Genomic DNA, 25239 nt, shown 5'->3' with positions numbered 1-25239 from the left:
TGCTCTCTACAGCCTGAAAACTGTTCTGATTTTCTGTATTTGCTAGTTCAAATCCTTCGCTCTCTCGCCGTTTAGCCTTTTCAAACGCCCTATTTTATCTGATTCCAGAGAGTTTTTTAGACTTACTTAAATTAGGCTCCTGAGCAGAATTGGTCATTTTTTCTGCTCTATCTACTATGCTTTCAATATCAGCTATCAAATCTACCTTTTCTTGTAGTTGTTTACCTTGGCTTTTTTGTCTTTCCAATTCTTCATAAGCAAGCAAATATTCAATATCATGAAAGTTTTTATTAGCATACCGCCCTTCTGAATCGATAAGAAAACATTTTTCAAAATCTCTACCATCACTTGATGGAAGGTAAATGAAGTTTGGATTTCTGATATCGTAAGACACAATCAGTGATTTATCTGACTTAGAAAGGAGATTACTTCTAGCTTTTTCAAACCATTGCCTCTTTTCAGCGCTATCACAGGTATAGTACATCTCCTTCCCTCTCATTTTGATGCCTTTAGCGGTAATGGTTGCTTTTTCAGTAGGCATCAAATTCAATTTGACAATATCTTCAGAAAAAGTTCTAAGTCTACCAGAACGATTCGTAATACCCCACTTCCACAACTCTCTGGGTATAGGGGGTATATCATCAACAATCATCGCTTTGTCCCTTTCATATTCCTTAAGAGGTTTATTGTTGTGGTGAACAATTAAACGAACAATAATTTCAGTAAATTGATCTATGTCAAGTTTGCCATCAAGCCTATAATCTCTTGCGCCTCTTTGTCTAAAATCAGTATCTATATAACCAGGTAAAAAAGGTTTTACATATTCATGGATTATACGAAAGTGTCTTTCTACTAACCCTTTCCAATCTGCTCTATAGGAAGCTGCATTTTCAATACGAATATAAAGATTAGGGATTAATGTTTCAACTTTCATACCTGCTAATTCTCCCCTATCTCCTAAAATTGCATCTGGCATTTGATTGCAAGGCCATTTATCTTCAGTAATATTAATGTCGTATTCTTGGCAAAATAGGGTTTTATCTGTCGCTACATTGGCTAGTGCCATCATTGCCCCTGTCCAAGATGGGCCTTCTAAACCAACATAAATACCCGTGATTATTCGGCTAAAAACATCAATAATTACATAAATAACTGGTCTGCCAATTATCCAATCACGATTATATTTTGATACTAAATATACATCAGCAACCGTGGCATCAATTTGATATCGAGAACCTGGGCCAATAGTTTCCATCTTAGATGTTCCCAAAATCGCTCTATTCTCTAAAGCAAACTTCTTGGCTCCTTTTCGAGATGTCAAAGTTTTTGTGACATCATCCTGCTCAAGTTGATACCAGTATTTGAATTGGGTAATTGTAGGTATTTTATCAGTCGGAATTAAGATAGATTTTTGGACACCATTTTCGTCATATCTAATTCCTTCTTTATAATAATTTTTAACCATTAATTCATAAGCAGTTGTTAAGTAGTTCTCTTTTGAGCTATTGTAAAATTTACTTATAGCTATTCTAAAAATCTTTCTATCTTCTTCTGTAACATTGACACCTTCACCAATATCTGGCTCATGTGCATATTTTCTTGGTCTTCCTCTCTTCTTGCTTGATTGGCCTCGAATTTTGCCCTTCCCTGATGAATTAATAAAATCAGGTATAAGAGCGTTTATATTTTTCCCCCTCTGCCAAAATCTTCTCAAATATCCATAGACGGTTTTTTCTACCAATTTGTCTTTATCTCTTTCTAAGTTATGCTTTTCAACAATTTTTTTAACCAGCGAACCTCTAAAATTCCTATAATATATTGATGGTTCTTCTTTAACTAATGATGAAATTATTTCCCAAGCTTTATCTCTGTATTCCTTTTCCCTATCTGTTAAATTTTCATCCCTCACGATTCTTGCCCAAGGATCTTGTTGCTGTTTCAAAGCAATACCTTCAGATATGGCTTCTAAAATTTCAGATATTTTCTTAGGTTCAGGCAAACCTTTTGTAACATTAATATCTATAACGAATGCAATAATATAACCTTCGTCTATCCAAATAATTCTTTCAACTACATGAGCGTTGGTATCTAAAGTCCACTCTATTAAATCATTGACAAATAAATCTTTAACCATATTATTTACCTACTATGGAGGTTTAAAATATTATTTTTTCAATCACCTTAGTTGATGGGCAAGCAGATAATTTTATTTTTACTAAATTTACAATGAGTTGTTTTTTAGCAATTAAATGTTTAAATACATAAAGTGATGTACCATAATTTACATTCATTTCTTCATCTAAAGCATTAGTTATTTTATTGATGGTTGCATCTTCTTCCTGAAGCTTGGATTTTAAAATTGTTGACAACTCATGCAGTTGTGAAGTGTCCATTTCCGAATTTGCTTCTAGCCTATAAGCGGAATGAACCCACTCAACATTTTCTGCTAAAAGCCTTGAAATTTCTTTTTCTGTGATAATTCCCCAGTCAATACCTCTTGCTAAGTAATATTGTCTTTCTATCTCCAATTTCTCATTAACTCGCTTTTTCTCCAGTTCTGTTGACTGCTTGACAGTCCGGGCAATCTGCATCTGCTTCCCATTGCGATTGACTGTAAGCATGAAGTCGCTTGTTAAAACTTTAGGAGTGCCACTTTGTGTATCTATAGGGTACTTTATACCTATGTCTGTAGCGATACTCATGGCTAGATCCAAATTATCTAGAGGAAACTGCTCTCTTATATCTGTGACTATATCTGACCACTCAAACAAATAAAATAACCGTTTTTCATGGTCTGAGAAGAAATGATGTACTCGATTCGTTTTCCAACCAGGAGTTCTAGAGGAACGGCCTTTAGAGGGAAAATCCTGAATTGTAAGCCAAGGTTTATAGTCTTTACCGCTTCCTCGACCACGACCTTCTTTTATGTATCGTTCATATTTAGCTTGTGTCCATTCCCTTCTGCGCCTAACCATAAAAATAACCTCTGGAAGCGATCGCACCTTTACTTGGTACAATAGTACTCCCTTAGAGGTTATTGTTCAATCGTTTTATGAATTGTTGAATCGAATTATTTATTGTTTAACCGAATTATTCCTCCACAAAAATATAAAATTTTGTAAAAAATATTACTCTACGGTAACACTTTTAGCCAGGTTTCTTGGCTGGTCAACATCTAAACCGCGACGGGCGGCAATGTGATAAGCCAATAATTGCAAAGGAACTACTGTCAGAATCGGAGAAAGTAATTCTTCTACATGAGAGACGGGAAGAAGATCGTTAAAGATTTCCGCAGCTTCGCCATCGTTGACGGGAGTCACGCCAATTAACCGAGAATCTCTGGCTTTGGCTTCTTGGGCATTAGAAATAACTTTTTCATAAACACTACCAGGGATTGCGATCGCAACTACTGGCACTTTCGCATCTAAAAGGGCGATCGGGCCGTGTTTCATCTCTCCAGCTGGATACCCTTCGGCGTGAATATAACTGATTTCTTTTAATTTCAACGCGCCTTCTAAAGCAATTGGAAAGTTAATTCCTCTGCCTATAAAAATAAAATCTTGGGTTTCGGCGAATTCGTGGGCTAACTGTTCGGTTAAACGTTCTTGACTTTCTAAAGTTGCTTCAATTTCTTTGGGAATCTGCCGTAACCCATTAATAATTTGATCTAATGTGTCTTTTGAAACTGTCTGACGACGGGCTGCTAAATCCAATGCCAAAGCATAAAACGCCATCAGTTGGGCGGTAAAAGTTTTCGTCGCTGCTACCCCAATTTCAATTCCTGCGAGGGTACTGATAATATGCGGCACTAGATGACCAAGGCTGCTTTCTGGGCGATTGGTAATCCCCAGTAGTCGCGCTTGATATTTAGGTTCTTTCCCTTGGCGACGTTCTTTTTCCATCGTCAAAGCTGCTAGGGTATCAGCAGTTTCACCCGATTGGGTAACGCCAACGATCAAAGTATTAGATGTCAAAGGCGATGGTGCATAGCGATACTCAGAAGCGTAATGTACCTGAGTTGAAATTCCTGCTAATTGTTCGAGTAAATATTTTCCGATTAATGCTGCGTGCCAACTCGTACCACAGGCGACAATATGAATTTGTTCTAAATCAGTGTATAAATCCGCAGGTAAACCAAGATTGATTGGCGATTCAGTAGATTCGGCTGGATTAAAGTAAGCGTCTAAACTCGCTCTTACTACCCCTGGTTGCTCATGGATTTCTTTGAGCATGAAGTGTTTGAATCCCTGCTTTTCTACCATTGCCGGATTGAAGTTGAGCAGTCGGGGTTGTTTTTTCAACCTGTCGCCAGCAAAATTGAAAATCTCAACACCCAAAGGTGTGAGGCGGGCAATTTCGCCATTTTCCAGAGGTAGTACGGCACGGGTGTAGGCAACGATCGCAGGGGTGTCAGAGGCACAAAATAACTCCCCTTGCCCAAAACCAATTACCAAGGGTGCTTGTTGGCGGACAACAATCAATTCATCGGGATAGTCAGCAGAAATAACTGCGATCGCAAATGCCCCTTTTAGGTGGTTAACAGCTTGGCGAATTGCTTCTAGGAAGGGAGATGAGGAAGATGAGGGAGGAAGATTCTTTAAAAATTCGGCTATTAAATGGGGAATTACTTCTGTATCGGTTTCAGAAAGAAACTGGTGTCCTTTTGCTTTGAGTTCCTCGCGTAACTCGCGGTAGTTTTCAATAATGCCATTTTGCACCACAGCTACTCGTTTTGCTGTATCCAAATGGGGATGGGCGTTGTACTCTTCTGGTTTACCATGAGTTGCCCAGCGTGTATGACCAATACCAATTTGGGCAGGGGTTTCTATTTGTTCCAGTTTAGAACGCAGGTTATGGAGTTTACCCTTTGCCCGCACACAATTTACCTCACCTTCCCAAACAGTGGCGATTCCAGCCGAATCGTAGCCCCTGTACTCTAGTTTTTCCAGTCCAGCTAGTAAAATGTCTGTCGCCGCTTGAGTGCCTATATATCCAACAATTCCGCACATTCTTCACGCCACTTTTTTTTCAGGATGATTAAATCCAGTATAGTAGGTAGCATAAAGTGGACGTTTTGCAAAGAAAAAAGGGAGTATTTTACTCCCTCTACCACTAGGTATTGTGGCGTTGCATAATGGCGGTATGAATTGAGGTAAAACTGGATGGAATGTCCGCGTTGTGGGTCGTCTCATATCCGTAAGAACGGAAATAAAAGAGGTAAACAGAATCACATTTGCTGTAATTGCGATCGCCAATTTATTGATCGGTACGAACCACCTCAAGGATACAGTGATGAAGTGAAACGGGAATGCCTGAAAATGTACGTTAATGGTATGGGATTTCGTGGCATTGAACGGGTCAAAGGTGTGCATCACACGACATTGATTACTTGGGTAAAACTTGTAGGAGAACTGCTACCTGATGTTTATGATCCAGAGACAATTCCAGAAGTTGGCGAACTCGATGAACTAGAAACGTTCGTCGGCTCAAAAAAAACAAAGTTTGGCTTTGGACAGCAGTGAACCACTTCACACAAGGTATTTTAGCGTGGGTTTTGGGCGACCATAGCGCCGAAACTTTTCGACCGTTATGGGATATTGTAGGTACTTGGCAGTGCTATTTCTATGTCACGGATGGATGGTTGGTCTATCCAGGCTTTATTCCAGAGGGCGACCAGATTGTGAGCAAGACTTACATGACACGAGTTGAGGGGGAAAACACCCGGTTGCGCCACTATCTCGCTCGATTGCATCGAAAAACGCTATGTTATTCCAAATCAGCACAAATGCTGAAATACTCGATTCGATTGCTACTTCACTATCTCAAGTTTTGGGATGTTCCAGTTTCAGTATGATTCATACCGCCATTATGCAACGCCGGTATTGTTATAGATTTTAGGTTTTTTTTACAGCGGATTCCCCGTCAGCTTTTGACTTGACGGTACAAATACAGCTTCTAGGATTTAGATACCCAGAGATTATATCCCCAATCTAAAATTGCGATTTCGTAAGGTGGGCAGTGTCCACTCTACGATCATAAAGGTGCTTGCTATTGCGACACTTAAAAGACTTGAGTGCCGAGTTCCAAGTTCCGAGTGAAGAATCAAGAAATTGTGTTTCTGATTAACTTCTTTTTGTCTCAGCACTCAGCACTCAGCACTCAGCTTTTTAGTAAGCTAGACCCATACTGCGAGTTGTTTCAGCGCCCAGGTAAACCCGGATGCTCAAAAAGTCGGTGGGACAAGCGGTTTCGCAACGCTTACAGCCCACGCAGTCTTCTGTACGGGGTGAAGAGGCAATTTGAGCAGCTTTACAGCCATCCCAAGGAACCATCTCAAGTACATCAGTAGGGCAAGCGCGGACGCATTGGGTGCAGCCAATGCAGGTATCGTAGATTTTTACGGTATGAGACATTGAAAAAACGGCTCCTTTCGAGTGTTCTTCTCTGCGAAAGAATCATAATCAACGCATAGTCTACCGCAGTGGTTGATAGGCCGTAATCAAAAGGCTACATAACTTCAAACAATGTAATAAGCACCGTTAAAATTTGCTTTTGCGAGATTGTCCCTATTGACTGATAATCTGCAACATTATCAAAGCGTATTTACCACAGTGGTATACCATAATGGGGGTGAATCGTAAAGATAGATGAAACAAAATTAAAAGGGAATTTGCGATCGCCACATCCCCGTGTAAACGAAAACAGTTTGGCAATCTAGATTACGTAAAAGCTTGTTTTTCTTACTGAATAAAACTGCTTTTGCGATGTAAATGATTAATTTAGAGATTGCGATCGCAGTCAGTAATTTTAAGCGATCGCTCACTAATAACTTGTATATTTAATCTCTTAGTTCTGGCAATTCATAATTTTTATTTCTACCTATCAGAGAATTTCAGAAATTGCAAACTCATCATTTATAGCAGCAATTTGTGTTTGAATTTTTGGCTCAACAGGTGTTAATTGCAGTTGCTCTTCTAGATTTTTAGCATCAGAAGATTTATCTTTTTCATACTCCCTTTCTCGGATTTGTCGAACAATGCTTTCTAACAGCCAAAGTTGTTCTTCCACAGACAAGGCAAGGATGGAGCGCTCAATTTCTAGTAAATTCGGTGAGATCATTTTACTTCTAATTCCTAGTAAGGTGTATTTTTCAAAGATATTATATTCAGTTTATCTGGTTAACCTAGAGCATCGTCAATTCCCGATCATTTTCCCCACGCCTATCATTTCACAAATCATCAGAGATTGCTATAAATAACTAGAAAGCCGTTTTATGACTTTTTAATTAAGTATTACTGCTGAAGCAAAATGTGCGCTAAACTGACTACATGAATTACGAAACAGCTAGGAAACTCCTCATAGATCAGACAATCACAACCGAGGAAAACCCAGATGCGCTGTTAACGCGTATGAAACAGGGCAAACCGCTGGTACCCGGTCAGATAACTTCGATTTTGTTGGCATTGAAAGTGGTGTTTGAAGCCCTCAAAGATGCAAAGAGCATAGACCGAGAACTGGCTTTGGCCCTTTATCAGTTAAGCATTAAGGCGCAACAGCTATTTGGCGCAGGGCGTAAAGCCGGAGTTGATTGGCCACCACTACTCAAAGAAGATTTACTACGAATTTCTTTAGCAGCTGAAAGTATCTTTTCGGGTATCTGGCAAACCTTAGCTCCGATGGAGTTGGGGAAGAGATGAGGGAGCAGGGGAGCAGCACTTCGGCTTCGCTCAGTGACCAGGGAGCAGGGGAGCAAGGAAAATAATTCCTTACTTCTCACTCAGCACTCAGTACTCAGCACTCAGCACTCAGATGCCTATTAACGAATTTGCAGTTCATTTTCTAACTTGTTTAGATCAGTTTTGAGTAAAACGGTCATTTGACCAGTAAAAGCTTTGCCCGTCTTGGGTTGGGCAACTTCCACCCAATATACATAGCGATCGCCTACTCGTAATTCTCCCTTTAAGGCTTCCCGAATCGGAGTTTTAGCCAGACGCGCCGAATTAACTACCTTCTGGTTGGGATATTGATACACGACTTGAGCGCGATCGTAATCTTGATAAATCTCCAAGCCATAAATCACCCGCAGGGATTCTTGGAGACGCGCAAATGTCATGCCGTTAATAGCATCATACATAGTAATGCGCTCAGTCCGAATTGTGCCACGGTCTTTGGAAAACTCCACTCTACCAGGAGGCAATACCGACGCTTGAAAAGTGAATCGTTGGGCAGCAGTATCAGTCTTTTGCACAAATAATTGCTCCCCTCTCCTGGGGCGGAGTGTCGGATGTGCTTTAATCCAAGTGCCTACCTCTTCTGTACTTTGTCCTGGTAAAGCATTGGCTTGGGAATCAAAAAGCGTTCCCACACAGAGCCAGGGCACTAGAGAAAAAGGTAAAATTAAACAGTTAAGTAGAGATTTTTTGAGCATTTTGCTGTTCAGGATTTTTATAGAAATTTCCCCATTAGGGATTAACCATAGTCTTCCCGTTTTTCAGCAAAATTACTTCAATGGGTTGTAGCGATTGCGCATCGAAGCTTTTATGGATCGCGCAACTATAGGACTCATATCAATACTGTTCGGTTAAGGCAAGAGACGCGATGAATCGCCGTCTCTACAATAATCAATCAGTCGTTTTGTCTTGACGGCAATTTATCTAAGCACTTCTCAAAGCCACAATGGGGTCGAGTTTAGCGGCGCGACGTGCAGGAACAACGCCAAAGAATAAACCAATAGCCCCAGAGACACCAACTGCCATAGTAATTGCTACAGGAGAAAGACTCGCTTCTAAAGGAGTCAAGGCTCCCACTAATAGGATGCCACTGATACCAACCGCAGTCCCAACTAAACCACCAGCTGCGGAAACAATCACTGCCTCAATGATGAACTGTAGCAAAATATCTTGCTCAGTTGCCCCGATCGCTTTTCGCAATCCGATTTCTTGGGTGCGTTCGGTGACGGAGACTAGCATAATATTCATAATGCCAATGCCGCCGACAAACAGGGATATACCTGCGATCGCAGCTAGCATAATTGTTAATGCACCTGTAATTTGACCGACAGTTTGCAAAGCATCTTTCTGGCTGCGAAGAGTAAAATCATCTTCACCATTAATTTTGTGTCGTAGACGCAGCAAATTAGTAATTTGAAATTCTGCTGCATCCACACTCTCGGAATCACGAGCGGCAGCAACGAGATAATCTAAGGCGATACCATAAGGAGAATTCTTGCCTACAAGTCGGTTTGCTGATGTGGTAATTGGTATTAAGGCAGCATCATCATAATCTGCTCCCACGCTGGAACCTTTGGCTATTAACGTCCCAATTACTTGAAAGCTGGTATTTCCAACTCGCAATTGCTGTCCTACAGGGTTACTATTACCAAATAGTTTTTCTGCCAAATCTCCACCCAGCACTACGACTTGGTTACTTCGCTTGATGTCTACCTCAGAGAAAAACCTGCCTTTAGCAGTTTCAAAATCCCGCACAGATAGAAAACTGGGGGTTGTGCCAATGATGTTGACATCGGTGTTTCTGTTGCGGTACGTAACTACCTGTCTTCTGTTTAACTCTGGTGCAACTCCTACTACTGTTGGGACTTGAGAAGCGATCGCTTCCGCATCTTGCAACACTAGAGTTTTTGGTACTTCAAAGGATATCCGCTGAGTTTCTTGATTACCTGGCAGTACAAACAGCACATTTGGCCCTAATGACTGCAACTGTTTATTTACATACTTTTGCCCACCTTCGCCAATGCCAATCATGGCAATCACCGAAGCGTTGCCAATAACTATACCCAACATCGTGAGGGCGCTACGCAGCTTATTTGATAGCAGGGTTTTCCCCGCCATATTCATGCTTTCGAGAAAATTCATATCTTAAATTACGAATTACGAATTACGAATTACGAATTACGAATTATTCTGTTCTTTTGCCTTTTCAATTTTGTAGTCTTTGGGTGGGTTAACAAAAATGCGATCGCCTTCTTTAACTCCCCCTAAAATCTGAGTTTGGTCTTGAATTTGTGCCCCAACTGTAACTTCGCGGAACTGGGGTTTATTTTTTGCATCGGGTACGAGTACGCCAGTTTTACCCTTTTCGGTGACGATTGACACCGTTGGTAACACCAAGGCATTATTAACGCGATCGCCTAAAAAAGTCAGATCTACATTTAAGCCAGAACGCAGTTGATCTATACCAGTATCAAGAGCAACCCGCACCTGAAAGGATGTCACACCTTGTTCTACCACTGCTTCTGGAGCAATCAGGCGTACATGACCTTTAAAAACTTGATCGGGATAAGCATCGGCGACAATTTCCACCTGCTGTCCCTGTTTTATTCTGCCAAGATCGGCTTCGGGAACTTGAGCTAATATTTCTAAACCCCTTGCTACGGCGACAATTGAACTAGAAGTTGCCGATGCACTAGTAGATGCAGAAGTTGTGGGTGTAACAAATGCACCTGGTTCGGCATACTTTTGGGTAACAATTCCCGACAAAGGAGCGCGAATAATAGTATCTTCTAACTGCACTTGTACACCCTTTAACTGAGCCTCAGCGGATGCAACAGCGGCTTGACGCTGGACAATTTCTTCAGAACGGGTGCCATCTTCTAACAGTACCAATGCTGCCCGTGCTTCGTTAACAGCGGCTTGGCGTTGGTCAATTTCCTCAGTCCGAGAACCACTTTGGACTAACGACAATCGTTTTTTCGCTTCTTCTAAACTAGCTCTAGCACTTTTGTCGTCGCTGATGGCTTGGTCGAGTAATTGTTTTCTCTCTGCTCCCTCTTTATATAAGTATTGATAACGCTTTACCTGTTCACCGGTGTAATTCACCCTTGCTTGAGCCGCATCCACTTGTGATTGAGATTGAGCAATCTCTTGAGGACGATTACCAGCCTTAGCCGCAGCTAGTTGGGCTTGAGCTTGGGCTAATCGGGCCTCGCTTGANGCGATTTCTTGAGGACGACTACCAGCAACGGCTTGCGCTAGCTGTGCTTGACTTTGGGCTAAGTTAGCACGGTATTGGCTTCTTTGGGCTTCAATACCAGCGCTATCCATGCGGGCGAGAATTTGCCCTTGTTGAATGCGATCGCCTTGTTCCACGTATAATTGCGACAGTACTCCGGGGTTCTTCGGACTAATATTTACACTCTGAACTGGCACGACTTTGCCACTAGCTGTAATCCGCAACGTGACGTTTTGGGCTGCAACTGGCACAGTTAGTTGAGCAATATCTTCTTTGTTTGTCCCTTGATTTACCAAGGTGTAAGTTGTTATAGTACCCACGACCAAAGCACTCCCCGCCATTAGCCCCATCAGCCAGCGCAATGGATACTTAACTTTGCCAATAACTGGAATTTCTATGTACGTAGCCATATTATAGAAACCTGTAAATCTTGCTGTATAAGAATATTTTTTAGTTAGAGGACAAGTGGAGAGTACGGAGTTGTTAAAGCTTTGGGATTAAATTTGTATGAGTTAACTAACAACTAGACGCATAATTTGCTTCACAGTTGCTTAATCTTCCTTCATACTAGGCATTCGGATTTCTGTATGTCTTCACCTGAAAGGGTGACTTTAGCCACAGCATATTAGTGTAATATTGAACCATTCGTGAGAAACAAGATCCCCGACTTTTTTGAGAAGCTGGGAATCTACGGCTGGCAATTCTCACAAATCAGATAGGATTGCTATAGTGCGATCGCGCTTTAGTTGCTCTGTATCCTTTGCTTTTTCCCTACCGCAAAGCAGTTTGTAATTATTGCTGAAATTGGGTTAATAACCAAGCACCAACTTGACTTTGATTTATTTGACGAGTTTGCCGTAATGCATCGTTTAATAAAGAAATAGCTAATCCTGGTAATACCTGAGATTCTGTAATCCGCCTACTACCTTGGTTTTCAATGGCAAAAGCCATAACTTGGACATTCTGGACATTTAAAATCCAGTATTCTTTCACTCCTAAATCTTCGTATAAAAGTCGTTTTTCACCTTGATCGTCAGCAAGTGAGGTATTAGCCACTTCAATAACTAAATCTGGTGGTGGATAGATATCTAAATTGATGATAGAAGTACCGTAGGGAATGACATCAGCATTTTCACCAATATAATAAGACACATCAGGTTGAGCTTCCTTAAAGCCTGTTTTCCGATATGTACAATTAGTTAAGCCTTTGGCAGGGATGCCTTTGATTGTGCAAAAAAGGTTAACAGCAAAGGCAATAATTGTATTGTCGCAGGCGTGGTCATGTCCTAGTGGAGGCATTTCAATCCTCATCTGTCCATTGTGGTAGTAGCCCTTAGCTTTTTCGTAGGCAGGATTTTCAATTATTTGGATATATTCATCCCAATTTGCTGTTATCCAGGTATCGGTTGCTAGTTGGGTCTGTAATTCGCTCATAATATTGCGAAAGAGGAACTTTAACAACGATCATACAAGTTTCATTTTCCAGCACTAAGCTGACAGCAAAGCTTTGCATCCTTGCTAACAATTTTCGTAGGATGTGTTACCCGGAGGCTAATGCACCGATGGTTATAACCTACAGTTGTACCCTGAACTAGGGTTTTAGCTATGCAGTCTAGAAATTTATTTCAGGGCAGTTAAACAACGCAGATACTTACTTAAACTTACCTACTAGTTTGTAACTAGTAACTCGGTGCAAAAATTTTCCGTCACTTTTTTCTGTACTTGATTCACAATCATAGAAACAAATTCGTCAAGGTCGAATGGCTTAAGTAAATATTCTTCAAACTCTATATCTGGAATTTGGTCACAAGTACCTCTGATAGATGTTGAAGTCACAATGATTGGGATATGCTTACCATTGTTTGCTTCCATAGCATCCAATGTATTTAGCAATGTATAAACACTTTCACCTAAAAACCGAATTTCACTGACAATAATGTTGGGTGTGAACCAACTCAGGATTTCTAAAGCTTCCTTTATGGAACCAGCGGTAATCACATTTGCGCTTAGGTCTTCGAGTAAAAAAGCATACAAATCTCTACTATCGCGATCGTTGTCTACCACGAGTACTTGTACACCTTTGAGTATCCCAACTGCCAAGCAAAAGTCATTGATTAAATTCATAATAAGACCTGCGATTAGGGCTTTAAGGGCAAAGCGATCTGAAAAATCTGTAGTCTTAAGGTGATGAGACAACCAGATAGGTCAAATAAAAAGTAGCAGAGAACCATTTAATGGTTACAATTACTAGGTTCTGTTCTTATACTATGAGCGCGTGTTGTTTGATTTCCTAAATGAATTGATTAACTACGACATAAAACGTAGAAAAACTTTTCAAAAAACTGCGCGGTATGTTACCTCCAAAAATCTGTGGTTCAATGAACTGAAAATAGCTGTAAAGAATTAATCAACAAAACTATTCCCATTCCCTGTCCTCAAGTTCCTTTTGAAGCAATAATAAGGTGGCTTTAATTTCTTGCCTGATAGCAGGGGTTACTTCACAATTGCTATGTAGGCAATCGAGTCGTAACTGATTAGCATCATAGTAATGTTGTAACACTTGCTGTTGTTCAAGGCTAAACTCCCACTGGTGGTTAATGTTTCGATAATAAATCACTGTTGTCTTTAACTGTTCAGCCCAGGTTGAATAGTTCGTCTGACACCATAGCCCAAACCGTTCTTGACTTTTACGAGAATTGGGTAATTGGTCAGAAAGTTGTTGCGGAGATTTATAAAGTCCAACATCCAGAACAATACCCAGAATAGTCGAGAGAGCATCTCCACAGGCGTGGATATGGGCGAACAATTGCACACTCCAGCAACAGCATCTAATGCTGCATCCAGAAACATCCCTTGGTCGAGGCTGCTGGCTAGAACAAAGTGAGGAGCTACGTGAGGAGTCAGACTCAAGTCCAAATAAAATGCTCGAACTGTCGTATCTTTTGCTTGGCTGTGAAGTATTCTTGAAAGGCCAGATAAGAGAAAGAAAAAATTCCCTGTGCCCGTTCTGCCAGTAGTCCATGTTGAGCTTCGATTGCTTTCAGTGCCGCTTCGCTTTCTACTTGCAGTTCCTCTGCATCCATTGGCACGTTGGTCAAATTCTGAATATAGTCACCAATATATTGCTCAACGATGCGTTGCTCAAAAAAGTACTGACCATCCTCAAATGTTGCTGCTGCAATCTTACTCAATAATTTGAGCTTTTGTGGTAACAAAAACCCTATATTAGCCTTGTAATCAATTGCAGGGCTAATATAGTAGAAGTTTTATTTATCTCACTTTTTTAAAACTACATTGAAAGAATTTAAATACCCAGTAATGGTTTTAGCTAATGTCTTTTGCTGTTTTTTTGTAGTGATTGCCATTACTTGATATAGTCTTCCTTCGGCAACATACATTCTACTTATAGTAATTTTCCCTCCAGAATTGATGTACTGAATTTCTTTGCCGGGATGATTATTGTAACTACGAATGTTTCGTTGACTAATTAAATTGCTTTTCGTAGTCTTTAAAGCCATATCCCGTGCATTATTAAGTACAGCTTGAGGATCAGCCATTTCACCGTAACTATAAGGAAAATCATTGTAAGCAACTATGTATGCTACTTGCTGTTTTGGTGGTTGAGCGACAAATATTTCTAGGTTAATTTCCCCCATATAAGTTTTTTGGGATTCGGTATTTCTATTAGGGCTTCCCGGCATCAAAATTGTAAAACGTCCATCTGGAGCAGTATATAACTTCCATTTTGGCTGCACGGGTTGAGAAACCTTTGGTTTGACAACAGCTACCGGAGATTTGGGTTGACGCGCTTCCACAAGAACAGAGCCACCACAGACTATCGTGGCGGCTATTAGTGGTAACAGACTTTTAACTGTCATATTTTTTGCCCTTTGAGATGCTGATCTCACTGATGATGCCAGCTGTTATAACCTAGCAGCACATAAAGCAGCACCAATTAGGCCGACTTGCGAGTTGAGGATAATATACACCGGGATCTCTTCGAGGAGGCGGCGCATTCTACCTTTTTGGGTGAAATTTAATAAGAAACCGCTGTTTTGGATTAAGGGCAGGATTTTGGGCGCAATTCCACCAGCGATGTATAAGCCACCGTAAGGTAGGAGTTTCAGGGCGAGATTGCTAGGCTTCTGCACCGTAAGCCTCTATAAATAATTGCAAAGTTTGTTCCGAAAGGCGATCGCGTTTTTCTAGTGCAGCCGTACCAATGACAGCACCGGGATCGACACTTTTCTCTTCTTGTCCCGCTTCTTGTTCCCAAGTTCTGACGACTTGGGCAATATCCGGTGATTCGGCGGCAAATTTGCGATCGCGCAGAAATTGGTAAATTGCCACAATTCCCATTCCAGAAACCACGCGTTCTACAGAAATGCGCTGGATATCATGTTTACCCAGCAGGTATTTCAATAGTTGAAACTCCATCTCGTTCCGAGGGGCAAAGTCAGCGTGTCCACCTTCTGAAGAAAAAACTTGATAGTCGTTTCCCTGTCTAATTAAAAATCCTTGGCCTAAACCAGTACCAGCGCCAATAATTGCAATCGGGGCTTCAGGTTGAGATTTGCCAACTTGCAACGTCAGCAAGTCTTGTTTTTGTAAACCTAAAATGCCGTAACCAATGGCGGCGAAGTCGTTAATCAAAGAAATGTGCGGGATACCCAATTCTTCTTCTAGACGTTCGGTATCCAGGAACCAGACTAAATTGGTTAGTTTGGCCGTATTTTTGACAATGGGGCCTGCGATCGCAAAACAAGCCTTTTCTGGTATAGGTGTATTAGCTTTGACCAAAAACTGCTGCACTATAGGTACTAAATCGGGAAAATCAGCACTGTGGTAACTTTCCTGATAAATAGTATGTAAAGCTGGTGAATCTGATGTTTCAACCAATCGCAGAATAGTTTTCGTCCCGCCGATGTCTCCTGCTAGTAACAAAGTCATAGAATTTATTCGTGAATTAATTACTTTTTTTGTAGGATATACCCAACGTAGCAGAAGGCATGAACGCAAATCTCTATCAGAGGTTTAAGCAAATCGAATAACTTCTTCTATGTGGGTTAAATGGGAAGTATCTCCCGTTAGTTCCAATAACCATTCTGGTTCCTGGCGTACCACTTTTACCAAAGAACACAAAGAAGCCTTAACTTCTGTTTTGGCAATTTCCCCCACTAGTCCCATTGCTCCGCCCAACACAGATGCACCATGCGCCACTAGCAGTATATCCTCTGGGAAGAACTCAGTAGCTAAACATCTAGCAGTTTGTCCAGAACGTTCTCGCACTTTTTCGTGGGTTTCAGGAAATTTGGCGGCGATACGCGAGGTATAGCTGGTGTCAATTCTGGGGAATAACTTCGCTAAAGCTGGAGTTGAGAGTCTTTCAGGTTCTTCCGTCATCCAAACTGGGTTTAGCCATTCACTCAAACCTGTTTCGAGTTTAATCGGCAAGTTGAGCATTTCTGCAACTGCGTTTGCTGTTTGTACGGTTCGCAGAAAAGGAGAAGCGAAAATATGTCCAATCTTTTCTTTTTTCAATCGTCTAGCTAACTGCTGTGCCTGAAGCATACCATCATCAGACAACGGTGGATCGTAGCGTCGTTCGGCGGTGAGAAACCAATCGGGGTTTACAAAGTCGAGGCGGTTAGCGTGTCTTGCTATCCAGACTATTTGACTCATAAGTTTAATCATTCCGGTGAATAGAATTCGCCGCTAAACAAATATATAGATATCTGCAAGGAGGCCTGCAAATATTAATATAGGACAAAAATCGTAATAATATTTAATAATACTAGTGATTAGGAAAAGTTATAAGTGCTGTCAATATAGCTTTTATTAAAGCCTTTTTAGCCAAGTCTCTAAAGCAATATCAACTAAAATCTCTAGAGAGTTAGTTCCACTCAGAATAAGTTTTTCATATTTTTCATAACAGATGCGTGAGCGCTCATCTCGTAATTCACCCTCTGAAAATCTTTTTATATTTTCTATAAATGCTGGATATTCATACATGCTACAGGATCTAATTTTATTACTTATAAAGGCTCTAGGGTAGTGAATTATTCTATAAAAGCTATCCCAATTTTTATCAGGAAAAATATGCATTCTCAGAGTATTTTGTTTTAAATATGGTTCTGGTTCAGGTAATCTTAGAAATAGGTTAGGTCTACCTTGAAAACCATAAATAGTGCTACCAAAGTAAAACTCAGCACAGAGCTTACTTTTTCCTTTACCATATTCAATAGAATTAGGTTTAACAATTTCTTGGATGCGTTTGTCAAAGCCAAGAATTTTTTTACGAATTCTGAGTACAGCCTCTCGCTCATTTTCGCTAGAATTGTTACATCCAACTATTACCCGTTTTTATTAAATTCACGAAATCCATTATCTGGCTCTGACTTTAGTAAATTACTACCTTTAGTATTCCCAAAGCTAGAGAAGAATTTATACAATTGATTACAACTTCAACCATCCAAATAGTTGCCCTACAGTTAATTGAAAATCGCTAACTAAATCGGGAACTGGTAATATTTCTTGTTCTTCTTGTAAAAGTTCTGGTTGCTGCTTTGGTGGATAAACCAAAACAGAATGCTCATCTGGATCAATCAGCCAACCGAAGCAACTACCATGTTTTAAACAATGTAGAATATTTCCAGTTACTTTAGTCTGGCTTTGATCGGGCGAAAGAATCTCAATTGTCCAGTCTGGATATGTCTTAAAGACATTTGCTACTTCTCCACGCTCGTCTAATAAAATCCGTTCCCAAGCAAACACAGCTATATCAGGGACAATTGAACGCCCGCCAAAAGTACATCGCAATTCTGGAAATGCAAGGGCAATTCTTTGAGGTTTGGTTACAGAATTGATATTACTGACTAGTTCACCTTGAAGAATACTATGTTTTCCCTGTGGCATTGGCTTTTGAATAATTTGACCGTTGATGTATTCTAAGCTAGGCTTTGTTTCTGATAGTTTTAAAAACTCTTCCAAAGTTAGAGGCTTAGTTGGTGATTTTACCATCTGCTTGTACTTCCTAAGTTTTCATATACAACAATAAATCATATATCGTTTAAAATTTTAACAATCATCACCCTAAATAAGCTTTTTTAACTCGCTCATCACTAATTAATTCTGATGCTGCGCCTGTTAAAGTTATAGAACCAGCCTCTAGAACATAACCACGATCGGCAATTTGTAGTGCAAGATTTGCATTTTGTTCAACTAACAATATAGTCACGCCTGTAGCCCGGAGATTTTCAATAATAGAGAAGATTTCCCGGACGATCGCAGGTGCTAAACCTAAGCTAGGCTCATCTAAAAGTAAGAGTTGTGGTTTACTCATTACAGCACGTGCGATCGCTAACATTTGTTGTTCACCACCGCTGAGAGTTCCTGCTAGTTGATTGCGTCTTTGGGATAAGCGGGGAAATAGCTCAAATTGGCGCTGAATATCTGCTTTTACCTCCGCTTGATTGGAGCGAATATAAGCACCCAAAAGTAAATTATCAAATACAGTTTGCCGCGCTAATACTCTGCGTCCTTCAGGACAATGAGCGATACCAAGTTGGACAACTTCATGAGTTTGGCGGCGGTTAATATTATGTCCATTATAGATAATTACACCACTCTTAGGATTAACTACTTTAGATATAGCGCGGAGTGTGGTAGTTTTACCAGCACCATTAGCACCAATTAAAGTAACCACTTCGCCTTTTTGAATAATTAAATTAATCTTTTTTAGAGCTTGGATACCGCCATAATTAACATCAAGTTCTTGAACTTCTAAAATTGTATAGTTTGGCTTACTATCGGCTTTCATCGGCGGTTTATATCCAGAAATGTTGATTCAAAACCTAAGATACATCAATCCTACATTTCTTAAAACAGTGCGTAGGCGTAGCCGTCGTAGACATTGCTGAAACTTCAAACCAACGCCACAATACCGCAATCTTTATGATGTACCATTAATTACTGGTAAAGATATCAAGTGTCCTGTGGCAAAAGTAGCAGATATTGGTAGCAAACGATTAATTAATTTAGCTCCCGATGCATGGGTAAAATGGGTGACACAGCGTCCTGAAGTCGTGGCGAAAGAAATTCTTGGCTCGGAGTTTCACTGGATTAGCCGCGAAACAGATGTGTTGGTGAAAGCATACAGTGCTACTCACGGAGATTTTCTAGTATTAAATGAACTACAGTTGCGTTACACGGCACAGATGCCTCTACGGATGAGAGCTTATGCTGCCTTGGCACAAGAACGCTACCGATTGCCAACTTACCCAGTATTAATCAACATTTTACCGCCTCCATCCACCTTAACTATTGTCAATAGTTACGAGCAGGAATTTTTGGGATTACGTGCTATCCAAGATTATCGCGTAATTAATTTGTGGGAAATCGATGCTGAAATAGTATTTGAGCAACCATTACCACTGGAGTTTAGACTAAAAGCGATATGAGAGAACGCAAATCAAAAGGAATTAGAGGTTAAAAATATTATCTTGTCAGCCTCAAAGCATCCGCGACCTTGAACAATTTTTGTGTAGTATGCTTGCCGAGAAAATAATACAATAATGATAATCATGAAAATGGTGGGAGAGAAACGAGCATCGCTCGTTTCTCTCCCACCCCCTTATTCGATTATCATTATCAGATAATGAGCAAGAAAAAAGGGGTGTCTAATTGAATACAGCCCCCCTTTTGGCAGAAAGTGAGAAAAGAACTACCATTACTCACCTGCCAACATGAAAAATGCCAGACTTGAAGAGTTTCGTCAAGTAGCTTACAAATATTTAGGTAGAGCTAAAGATGCGACGTTTGAATTAACAGATGCCATATTGCTGACTCGCAATGTTTATTCCTTAGCAGATTTATCCTTATCACCAGTATTTAGACGCAAGTGGCCAAGCATCTATGAAGCCTTACAAGATAGCAGACCACAAAGACAAAAATTGATGCAGCTATACATCAAACAGATCCCAGCAGAGGGACGACCATTGTTAGCAGGAGACCATACAAACTGGTCACGCCCAGATGCAGTAACGTTACAAGAGAGAACTTATGAACATAGTGGCACATCCATAGCTGGAAATAAACCGATTACCATTGGTCAAGGATATAGCACAATTGCCTGGATACCTGAAAAATCAGGCAGTTGGGCATTACCTTTGAGACATGAGCGGATCACAAGTGGGGAAAGTCCAATAGGGAAAGCGGTTTGGCAACTTAAACAGGTGTGTAAATATTTACCTGTTAGACCGATTTCAGTTTGGGATAGTGAATATGGATGCGCCCCTTTTGTCTTAAAAACTGCCAGTATTCCCGCAGATATTCTCGTTCGGTTGCGCTCAAATTTGTGTTTATGGGGTGAACCAGGAGCTTATCCAGGGATTGGCCGTCCCAAGAAGCATGGTGATAAATTTAAGCTCAATGAACCAATAACATGGAGTGAAGCCACATCTGTGTTGGAAATGAATGACCCAAAATTAGGGCGTGTGCGTGTTAGCTTGTGGAAAGATTTACACTTCCGTCAGGCTGCTACACGCCCAATGTTACTCCTGCGGGTTGAACGTCTCGACGCACAAGGCAATGAACGAGTATCCAAACCTTTGTGGTTAGCTTGGGTAGGAGAAGAAATCCCACCATTAGAGGAAGTTTGGTGTCTCTACTTGCGTCGCTTTACCATTGACCATTGGTATCGCTTTTTAAAGCAACGTCTACATTGGACAGTGCCACAGTTCAGTACTCCAATAGCATTGTGAAAGATGGAGTGACCTCATGCCTCTGATGACTTGGGAATTGTGGTTAGCCCGTGATATTGTAACTGACAATCCTTTACCTTGGCAGAAGTCTCAGGGTAATTTGACCCCTGGAAGAGTTGCTCAAGCTATGGGTGGAGTTTTCGCGGCCATTGGTACTCCCACCTCTGCACCCAAACCTCGTGGAAAGTCCCCTGGTTGGCAACCAGGAAAAAAGCGTCACCGTAAAAACCGATGTCCGATTGTTAAAAAAACTGTAACACGACCACGCAAAGAACCATCAATTGCAGTTTAATACTCAAGATTATTGATAATTTCACTAAGTCTCTGATTAACTCAGCCCTGCTGGGTCATTTTGCATGGCTTAGTCTAAACTCCAGTCGTAAGGTAGGTAAGGGAATTTGTCATCCATTGGACTAATTTCGTGAAGTACCTACACCTCTAATAAGCAAGTCAACCGAAGCATCTTATCGGTTGACTTAACTTAATACCAAAATTTGTATCGCTGAATAAATAAAACAATTACACTTTGCCAGCCAAGTTCATCAACTGTTTGAAGTTCACAAGATAAGTGATGTTGTTGGCGCTATCAATTTTTATCCACCCTTTTTCATGCAGCTTTTCCATGATTTTGGCGGTTTCTTCAACGCCGATTTCTGTCACCTCTGCTAAATCTTTAAAGGGAATGTTAAAAATTTCTCTTCCTAAGTCTGATTCCTGACCATAGCTTTCACCTAAAGTCACTAGAGTATGAGCGAGTTTAACTGCTGGTGGTGAAGACCGCATTTGCAAGCGCACGTTAATTTGTCGCAATCGCCGCACCATCAGTTGCAACATTCTGTGATGTAACTGTGGGTCTTTAAACAATATTTGAATAAACCGCTCTCTGGAAATACTCAGCAACTTCACGGGTGAAAGGGCAATGACATCAGTTGAGCGTGGAGATTCATCCAAAATTGCCATTTCTCCAAAAAAATCGCCACGCCCAAAAATTGCCAGAGCTACTGAATCGTCCCCGACGGTACGTCGGACTTTGACCCAACCAGAAACCACGAAGTAAACGGCGTTACCCCAGGCATCTTCCATCACAACGGCTCGCCCAGATGGGTATTCATGTTCAATTGCAACGTTGAGTAGCCATTCCAATGTCTGTGGATTGGCTGTACTCATTAAGGGGAAAAGTTCACTAAAAACCTCAGTTAACATGAAATATTTGCAACAATAGGATTTAAGAGGGGGAAACTAACTTTGCTACTATTAAGTTTGTTTAAACCGTAATCTTACTCAGAATACGATCGCAAAATTTGTATTTATTTGGAGATGAATCTCTAAGCTTTATCAGTCTAGGATTCCATTACAACATAACAATTATGTATGCTAACGAAATCAGCGTTTTCACTTACTAATCGATGATTTACTCTTTGTTGGTAAATTGCTATCTAGTGCCAGTATTTTGATCTGTTGGTCTAAATTTTTCACTAATTGATTCAGGGTAACTAAAGCCTCTAATTGCTGAGAATCAAGGCTAGGATTCAGTAAAAGTCGTTCTTGTAGTTCATGTAACTTAATGCTTAGTTGCTGAGAAATTCCTAAAGCATCGCGGCTTATACGCGTCAATTGTTGTTGTTGATAGAATTTTAATGCTGCTCCCCGCAATACTTGGAGTGTTGCCTCTTCGCCGTAGATTCCCGGCATGACTCGCAAGCGTAATAATAAGCGATTTTTTTGATATACGTATTCCTTTTCTACTTGTTTTGGTTCTGCAATCGTGGTTACAGGCAGGGAAGCAAACCGCTTTAATTCATTCAATACTCCTTGAAAAACTGAGAGCGGCAGTTTGTCTAATACAGATTGCAAAACTCCATTGTCACTCCACAGTATTCTGCCTTCGTAAGCTTGTCTTTCTAAGTACAGCCGACCAATTCCCCCAGCCAAGATTCGCCCTAGTAATTCTTCTAGTAATTTTTTTGGTGGTAGTGTTGTTAGCAACTCAATCGGACTCAGTAGTTCGGAAGCTTGTGTGGGAAAAACAGGTAAATTGTTTGATGATGTGGCTTCAGAATCCTCTCCCGGTTGAGTTGTGGAAATAGGGATCTGAGATGATTGATCTACTTCTGGGATAGGAGGCAAGTCTACCCGCTGCCCAGAATTTTGACGCTTTTGTGTCTGAAACACCATCAATACTGGTTGTTGATTTGATTCCGAGTCGGCATCTAAGAAAGGACTAGGTATGTCAGCAATCGTAGCTGGGCTATTTGTTGCGGGAAAGTCCACTGTTGGCTGATGCACTTGTTGGGCATCTAGCTGAGATGTATTCTTATGGTTGAGGTAGGCTGATAATATTCTGCGGTGGGCATCAGCTGCGATCGCCTCAATCACCATTGTGCAATTGATAGAAGACAAAATGCGACCAACGTAATCTAGGGCTTCGCTCTCTTGTGGATGAACCATGCCTAACAAGAGGTTTTTGTCTTCTAATCCAAAGGGCAAAATTTGGTGGTAGAGGCAAGCTTCAAAGGACAAAAGATGATCGATTAAGTGGAATATTTGTTCGCGATCGCCTTTTTCCTCCCACTTAGTTTGAGTGGCAGTTAGCATTTGCTGTCCATTTGCTGCTGTATCATTTAGTTCGCCCTTTGAAGACAACATAGATTTGATTCGTTGGTATTTACTTATATTTTGCCTCTAATTCAATAGGTAGTTAATAAAGATACTTTGTTATATTGTTAAAATTTCAATTATATATACTTAAGTAAATGTAAGTAGAAGATAAATTTTAGATTATAGACTGGAGATAATACTGAGGATTGGGCAAAAGAGTGCTGTTAGTGGATAGCTAGGGTTGAGCGAGTGCTGAGTTTTATTTATCTCCCCTGCTCCTCGGTTACAGAGCATAGCCGTACCACTTGCCTACGGCCAAGCTACGTGCAGCGTCTGTCTGCGACACGCTGCGCGAACGTAGAGAAGTGCTGCTCTCCACTCCCCCTACTTCATTTCCCACTACAAGCTACTCCTGGGTTCTTAAAGCTTGGGCTGTCAGATAGACTTTTGTCCATTCGCCTAGCACTTGATGGGTTTTGAGTTTTAACTGTTCGGCTATGGCTTCTATTGAATTACCCGCTTTCCGCAAAGCTAAAATCTGCCGCCCCAGAGGAGTCAATTTTTCATCAAGTTGCTGCCATTGGTTTTGTGTTAACCCCAAGTTATGTTCTTGCAAAGAAATTGAGAGCCAACTTTCCACGAGTTCTGGTTTACCTTTGAGGGCAAAAACACGCACAGCATGATAACTAATTTTTTCTCGTAATCGATATACCTCTTTAGTCTGCTTATTCAGTTTCTGGGCGATGTCTTCCTGGGACTTACCTTGCAGATAGAGTCGTAGCCATTCCACTGCATCTGTTCCCAGATTTTCTTGTAAATAATCTTCAAATTCTTTTTGTACTGACTGGCGCAGCCCTTGTTGTTCCTCTAGTTGTTGTGCTTCTTGATATTCTGCGATCGCCTGACTATCGACTAAATTAACTCGATTGTCACTGTCATCTGTGAGAACTTCTTCTGAAACTAGTCGAACCAAATCACGCCCTGGCACTTGGGTTAAACCACCGCGCTGAGTGCGACGCAAATAATTCACAAATCGATAAGCTAATAGGGGTTGATTCCTTACTGGCCGCAAACAATATTCTTCTAAACTGGCAAATAGCAGAGCATCTCCCAATCTTCTATCGGTTGTATATTTGGCAATATCAGCCATTTGCTGTTGCATCTGGCTGTCGTTTTGGAGTAATTCTTGGAGTACTTCTTGTAATACATCCATTACACTACGCTGGCGATCGCGACTGAGGGAAACCCAAGTCTGAATCTTATTCCGTAATGTTACTAAACTCCCCAATCGGGTTATCAAGTTGCGATAAGCACGTTCTCGCCCCAGCCCCAAGTAGCGTTGACGTAAAATCCTCCAGCGATACTCCATAGCTTGCTTGGCGATATCGAGTTCTTTAGGATTATACAGATCGAACCGTTTTGAGTCAGATCCCAACAGCCAGAGAATAATGCTTTGCCTTGCGGCTTCATTTTGGTCTGGACATTCGACAGCCAGGCGCTTTTGCCAATCTAGAGCCAGTTTTTCCACATCCATTGTCATAGTGAGATTGCATTCCTCGAAACTCAATTTTGAAGTTTGCATCACAACCCCCATTCGTCCCACCTAATTGTTTAACTGGCAGCTGCCCCAGATTTCACGAATTTCATGAATTTCATGAAAATAGCTCAGTGATTCTACTTTTATTACGTCTGAATTCATTAGAATTATGCAGAAATTTCTATATTGATGTTTTGCTTTTACTTTAAAAAGCCCAAAACCAATATATATCAAGCATTTGGAGTATTCTGCCCACTTAAACTTTTTGTAAAGTTATGTGTTTTAGTTGAGAACAGAAATCTGCTTAAAGTGGGGAGGATACACCTTTTACAAAATGGATCGGGTAGATCTGACATTTTGTATGTAACAGAGCCG

22 protein-coding genes and 4 pseudogenes are annotated in these 25239 nt (G+C 40.8%); 4 read left to right on the top strand and 22 right to left on the bottom strand.

Going from position 1 to position 25239, the window contains the following annotated elements; all coding sequences use genetic code 11:
- Positions 1-94: 94 nt before the first annotated feature.
- The 3 genes from QUD05_RS10310 to glmS all read right to left on the bottom strand — a co-directional run bounded on the left by QUD05_RS10310 (position 95) and on the right by glmS (position 5009).
- Positions 95-2134: a TnsB C-terminal domain-containing protein gene (locus tag QUD05_RS10310; RefSeq protein WP_289795948.1), complete on the bottom strand. Its 2040-nt coding sequence runs from the start codon at positions 2132-2134 to the stop codon at positions 95-97.
- Positions 2135-2156: 22 nt separating this feature from the next.
- Complete coding sequence (locus tag QUD05_RS10305; RefSeq protein WP_289795947.1) at positions 2157-2975, bottom strand: TnsA endonuclease C-terminal domain-containing protein; 819 nt, start codon at positions 2973-2975, stop codon at positions 2157-2159.
- Between the two features lie 153 nt (positions 2976-3128).
- Positions 3129-5009, bottom strand: coding sequence for a glutamine--fructose-6-phosphate transaminase (isomerizing) (gene glmS / locus QUD05_RS10300; protein WP_289795946.1), 1881 nt, complete (start codon positions 5007-5009; stop codon positions 3129-3131).
- A 153-nt stretch (positions 5010-5162) separates the two neighbouring features.
- Between glmS and QUD05_RS10295 the strand changes: the two genes are divergently transcribed.
- Positions 5163-5854 (top strand): IS1 family transposase gene (locus tag QUD05_RS10295; RefSeq protein ID WP_289794349.1). Its coding sequence is split into 2 segments (ribosomal slippage): positions 5163-5487 and positions 5487-5854, totalling 693 coding nucleotides; the frame shifts between segments, so codons are not numbered across the junction.
- A gap of 313 nt (positions 5855-6167) precedes the next feature.
- Here QUD05_RS10295 and psaC read toward each other — a convergent pair.
- From psaC to QUD05_RS10280, 3 genes are all read right to left on the bottom strand, one after another.
- On the bottom strand, positions 6168-6413 hold the full coding sequence (psaC, locus tag QUD05_RS10290) for a photosystem I iron-sulfur center protein PsaC (RefSeq protein WP_012411495.1): 246 nt from the start codon (positions 6411-6413) through the stop codon (positions 6168-6170).
- Positions 6414-6658: 245 nt separating this feature from the next.
- Positions 6659-6823: a hypothetical protein gene (locus QUD05_RS10285; protein WP_289795945.1), complete on the bottom strand. Its 165-nt coding sequence runs from the start codon at positions 6821-6823 to the stop codon at positions 6659-6661.
- Positions 6824-6882: 59 nt separating this feature from the next.
- A complete protein-coding gene (locus QUD05_RS10280) occupies positions 6883-7119 on the bottom strand; it encodes a hypothetical protein (protein ID WP_289795944.1) in 237 nt (78 codons plus the stop codon).
- Between the two features lie 209 nt (positions 7120-7328).
- On the opposite strand from QUD05_RS10280, the gene QUD05_RS10275 reads away from it, so the two are divergent.
- Positions 7329-7697, top strand: coding sequence for a Dethiobiotin synthetase (locus tag QUD05_RS10275; protein ID WP_289795943.1), 369 nt, complete (start codon positions 7329-7331; stop codon positions 7695-7697).
- Positions 7698-7816: 119 nt separating this feature from the next.
- Here the strand turns inward: QUD05_RS10275 and QUD05_RS10270 are convergent, their stop codons facing one another.
- The 13 genes and pseudogenes from QUD05_RS10270 to QUD05_RS10210 form a co-directional block, all read right to left on the bottom strand.
- A complete protein-coding gene (locus tag QUD05_RS10270) occupies positions 7817-8428 on the bottom strand; it encodes a hypothetical protein (RefSeq protein WP_289795942.1) in 612 nt (203 codons plus the stop codon).
- 226 nt (positions 8429-8654) lie between these two features.
- Positions 8655-9872 (bottom strand): ABC transporter permease, encoded by a 1218-nt coding sequence (locus QUD05_RS10265; protein WP_289795941.1) that lies wholly within the window; start codon positions 9870-9872, stop codon positions 8655-8657.
- A gap of 36 nt (positions 9873-9908) precedes the next feature.
- Positions 9909-11378 (bottom strand): efflux RND transporter periplasmic adaptor subunit, encoded by a 1470-nt coding sequence (locus QUD05_RS10260; protein ID WP_289795940.1) that lies wholly within the window; start codon positions 11376-11378, stop codon positions 9909-9911.
- A gap of 382 nt (positions 11379-11760) precedes the next feature.
- Positions 11761-12402, bottom strand: a complete 642-nt coding sequence (locus QUD05_RS10255; RefSeq protein ID WP_289795939.1) for a Uma2 family endonuclease — start codon at positions 12400-12402, stop codon at positions 11761-11763.
- Between the two features lie 234 nt (positions 12403-12636).
- The gene (locus QUD05_RS10250; RefSeq protein ID WP_289795938.1) at positions 12637-13092 is read right to left on the bottom strand and encodes a response regulator; all 456 of its coding nucleotides are present in this window, start codon (positions 13090-13092) and stop codon (positions 12637-12639) included.
- 292 nt (positions 13093-13384) lie between these two features.
- Positions 13385-13780 carry an NACHT C-terminal helical domain 2-containing protein gene (locus QUD05_RS10245; protein WP_289795937.1) on the bottom strand — a complete coding sequence of 132 codons (396 nt, stop codon included), beginning with the start codon at positions 13778-13780 and terminating at the stop codon, positions 13385-13387.
- Positions 13781-13874: 94 nt separating this feature from the next.
- A complete protein-coding gene (locus QUD05_RS10240; protein ID WP_289795936.1) occupies positions 13875-14159 on the bottom strand; it encodes a hypothetical protein in 285 nt (94 codons plus the stop codon).
- A gap of 84 nt (positions 14160-14243) precedes the next feature.
- Complete coding sequence (locus tag QUD05_RS10235; RefSeq protein WP_289795935.1) at positions 14244-14846, bottom strand: hypothetical protein; 603 nt, start codon at positions 14844-14846, stop codon at positions 14244-14246.
- 45 nt (positions 14847-14891) lie between these two features.
- A pseudogene (locus tag QUD05_RS10230) lies at positions 14892-15918 on the bottom strand (glucokinase).
- A gap of 84 nt (positions 15919-16002) precedes the next feature.
- Positions 16003-16650: a histidine phosphatase family protein gene (locus QUD05_RS10225; RefSeq protein WP_289795934.1), complete on the bottom strand. Its 648-nt coding sequence runs from the start codon at positions 16648-16650 to the stop codon at positions 16003-16005.
- Between the two features lie 156 nt (positions 16651-16806).
- Complete coding sequence (locus QUD05_RS10220; RefSeq protein ID WP_289795933.1) at positions 16807-16980, bottom strand: hypothetical protein; 174 nt, start codon at positions 16978-16980, stop codon at positions 16807-16809.
- 444 nt (positions 16981-17424) lie between these two features.
- On the bottom strand, positions 17425-17988 hold the full coding sequence (locus QUD05_RS10215) for a Uma2 family endonuclease (protein WP_289795932.1): 564 nt from the start codon (positions 17986-17988) through the stop codon (positions 17425-17427).
- Positions 17989-18055: 67 nt separating this feature from the next.
- Positions 18056-18787: an ABC transporter ATP-binding protein gene (locus tag QUD05_RS10210; RefSeq protein WP_118169733.1), complete on the bottom strand. Its 732-nt coding sequence runs from the start codon at positions 18785-18787 to the stop codon at positions 18056-18058.
- Positions 18788-18962: 175 nt separating this feature from the next.
- Here QUD05_RS10210 and QUD05_RS10205 point away from each other — a divergent pair.
- A pseudogene (locus QUD05_RS10205) lies at positions 18963-19400 on the top strand (RpnC/YadD family protein); the annotation flags it as partial.
- A 312-nt stretch (positions 19401-19712) separates the two neighbouring features.
- Positions 19713-21021, top strand: a pseudogene (locus tag QUD05_RS10200) (NF041680 family putative transposase).
- A 227-nt stretch (positions 21022-21248) separates the two neighbouring features.
- On the opposite strand, the gene QUD05_RS10190 reads toward QUD05_RS10200, so the two are convergent.
- The 3 genes and pseudogenes from QUD05_RS10190 to QUD05_RS10180 form a co-directional block, all read right to left on the bottom strand.
- Positions 21249-21932 (bottom strand): Crp/Fnr family transcriptional regulator, encoded by a 684-nt coding sequence (locus QUD05_RS10190; protein WP_289795929.1) that lies wholly within the window; start codon positions 21930-21932, stop codon positions 21249-21251.
- Between the two features lie 189 nt (positions 21933-22121).
- Positions 22122-22682: pseudogene (locus tag QUD05_RS34365) on the bottom strand (pilus assembly protein PilB); the annotation flags it as partial.
- Between the two features lie 1051 nt (positions 22683-23733).
- On the bottom strand, positions 23734-24921 hold the full coding sequence (locus tag QUD05_RS10180) for a HetZ-related protein 2 (protein ID WP_289795927.1): 1188 nt from the start codon (positions 24919-24921) through the stop codon (positions 23734-23736).
- Positions 24922-25239 lie beyond the last annotated feature (318 nt).

It is taken from the genome of Nostoc sp. GT001 (genome assembly GCF_030382115.1).
Taxonomy (GTDB): domain Bacteria; phylum Cyanobacteriota; class Cyanobacteriia; order Cyanobacteriales; family Nostocaceae; genus Nostoc.
This window is presented reverse-complemented; position numbering and strand designations above follow the sequence as displayed.

What these genes read in the sequence shown, in the direction of transcription:
- QUD05_RS10210 (WP_118169733.1), bottom strand. Translation starts at nt 18,787, where the DNA reads ATGAAAGCCGATAGTAAGCCAAACTATACAATTTTAGAAGTTCAAGAA.
- QUD05_RS10190 (WP_289795929.1), bottom strand. Translation starts at nt 21,932, where the DNA reads ATGTTAACTGAGGTTTTTAGTGAACTTTTCCCCTTAATGAGTACAGCC.
- QUD05_RS10250 (WP_289795938.1), bottom strand. Translation starts at nt 13,092, where the DNA reads ATGAATTTAATCAATGACTTTTGCTTGGCAGTTGGGATACTCAAAGGT.
- QUD05_RS10275 (WP_289795943.1), top strand. Translation starts at nt 7,329, where the DNA reads ATGAATTACGAAACAGCTAGGAAACTCCTCATAGATCAGACAATCACA.
- QUD05_RS10270 (WP_289795942.1), bottom strand. Translation starts at nt 8,428, where the DNA reads ATGCTCAAAAAATCTCTACTTAACTGTTTAATTTTACCTTTTTCTCTA.
- QUD05_RS10180 (WP_289795927.1), bottom strand. Translation starts at nt 24,921, where the DNA reads ATGGGGGTTGTGATGCAAACTTCAAAATTGAGTTTCGAGGAATGCAAT.
- QUD05_RS10255 (WP_289795939.1), bottom strand. Translation starts at nt 12,402, where the DNA reads ATGAGCGAATTACAGACCCAACTAGCAACCGATACCTGGATAACAGCA.
- QUD05_RS10310 (WP_289795948.1), bottom strand. Translation starts at nt 2,134, where the DNA reads ATGGTTAAAGATTTATTTGTCAATGATTTAATAGAGTGGACTTTAGAT.
- QUD05_RS10220 (WP_289795933.1), bottom strand. Translation starts at nt 16,980, where the DNA reads ATGTATGAATATCCAGCATTTATAGAAAATATAAAAAGATTTTCAGAG.
- psaC (WP_012411495.1), bottom strand. Translation starts at nt 6,413, where the DNA reads ATGTCTCATACCGTAAAAATCTACGATACCTGCATTGGCTGCACCCAA.
- QUD05_RS10280 (WP_289795944.1), bottom strand. Translation starts at nt 7,119, where the DNA reads ATGATCTCACCGAATTTACTAGAAATTGAGCGCTCCATCCTTGCCTTG.
- QUD05_RS10215 (WP_289795932.1), bottom strand. Translation starts at nt 17,988, where the DNA reads ATGGTAAAATCACCAACTAAGCCTCTAACTTTGGAAGAGTTTTTAAAA.
- QUD05_RS10265 (WP_289795941.1), bottom strand. Translation starts at nt 9,872, where the DNA reads ATGAATTTTCTCGAAAGCATGAATATGGCGGGGAAAACCCTGCTATCA.
- glmS (WP_289795946.1), bottom strand. Translation starts at nt 5,009, where the DNA reads ATGTGCGGAATTGTTGGATATATAGGCACTCAAGCGGCGACAGACATT.
- QUD05_RS10225 (WP_289795934.1), bottom strand. Translation starts at nt 16,650, where the DNA reads ATGAGTCAAATAGTCTGGATAGCAAGACACGCTAACCGCCTCGACTTT.
- QUD05_RS10235 (WP_289795935.1), bottom strand. Translation starts at nt 14,846, where the DNA reads ATGACAGTTAAAAGTCTGTTACCACTAATAGCCGCCACGATAGTCTGT.
- QUD05_RS10305 (WP_289795947.1), bottom strand. Translation starts at nt 2,975, where the DNA reads ATGGTTAGGCGCAGAAGGGAATGGACACAAGCTAAATATGAACGATAC.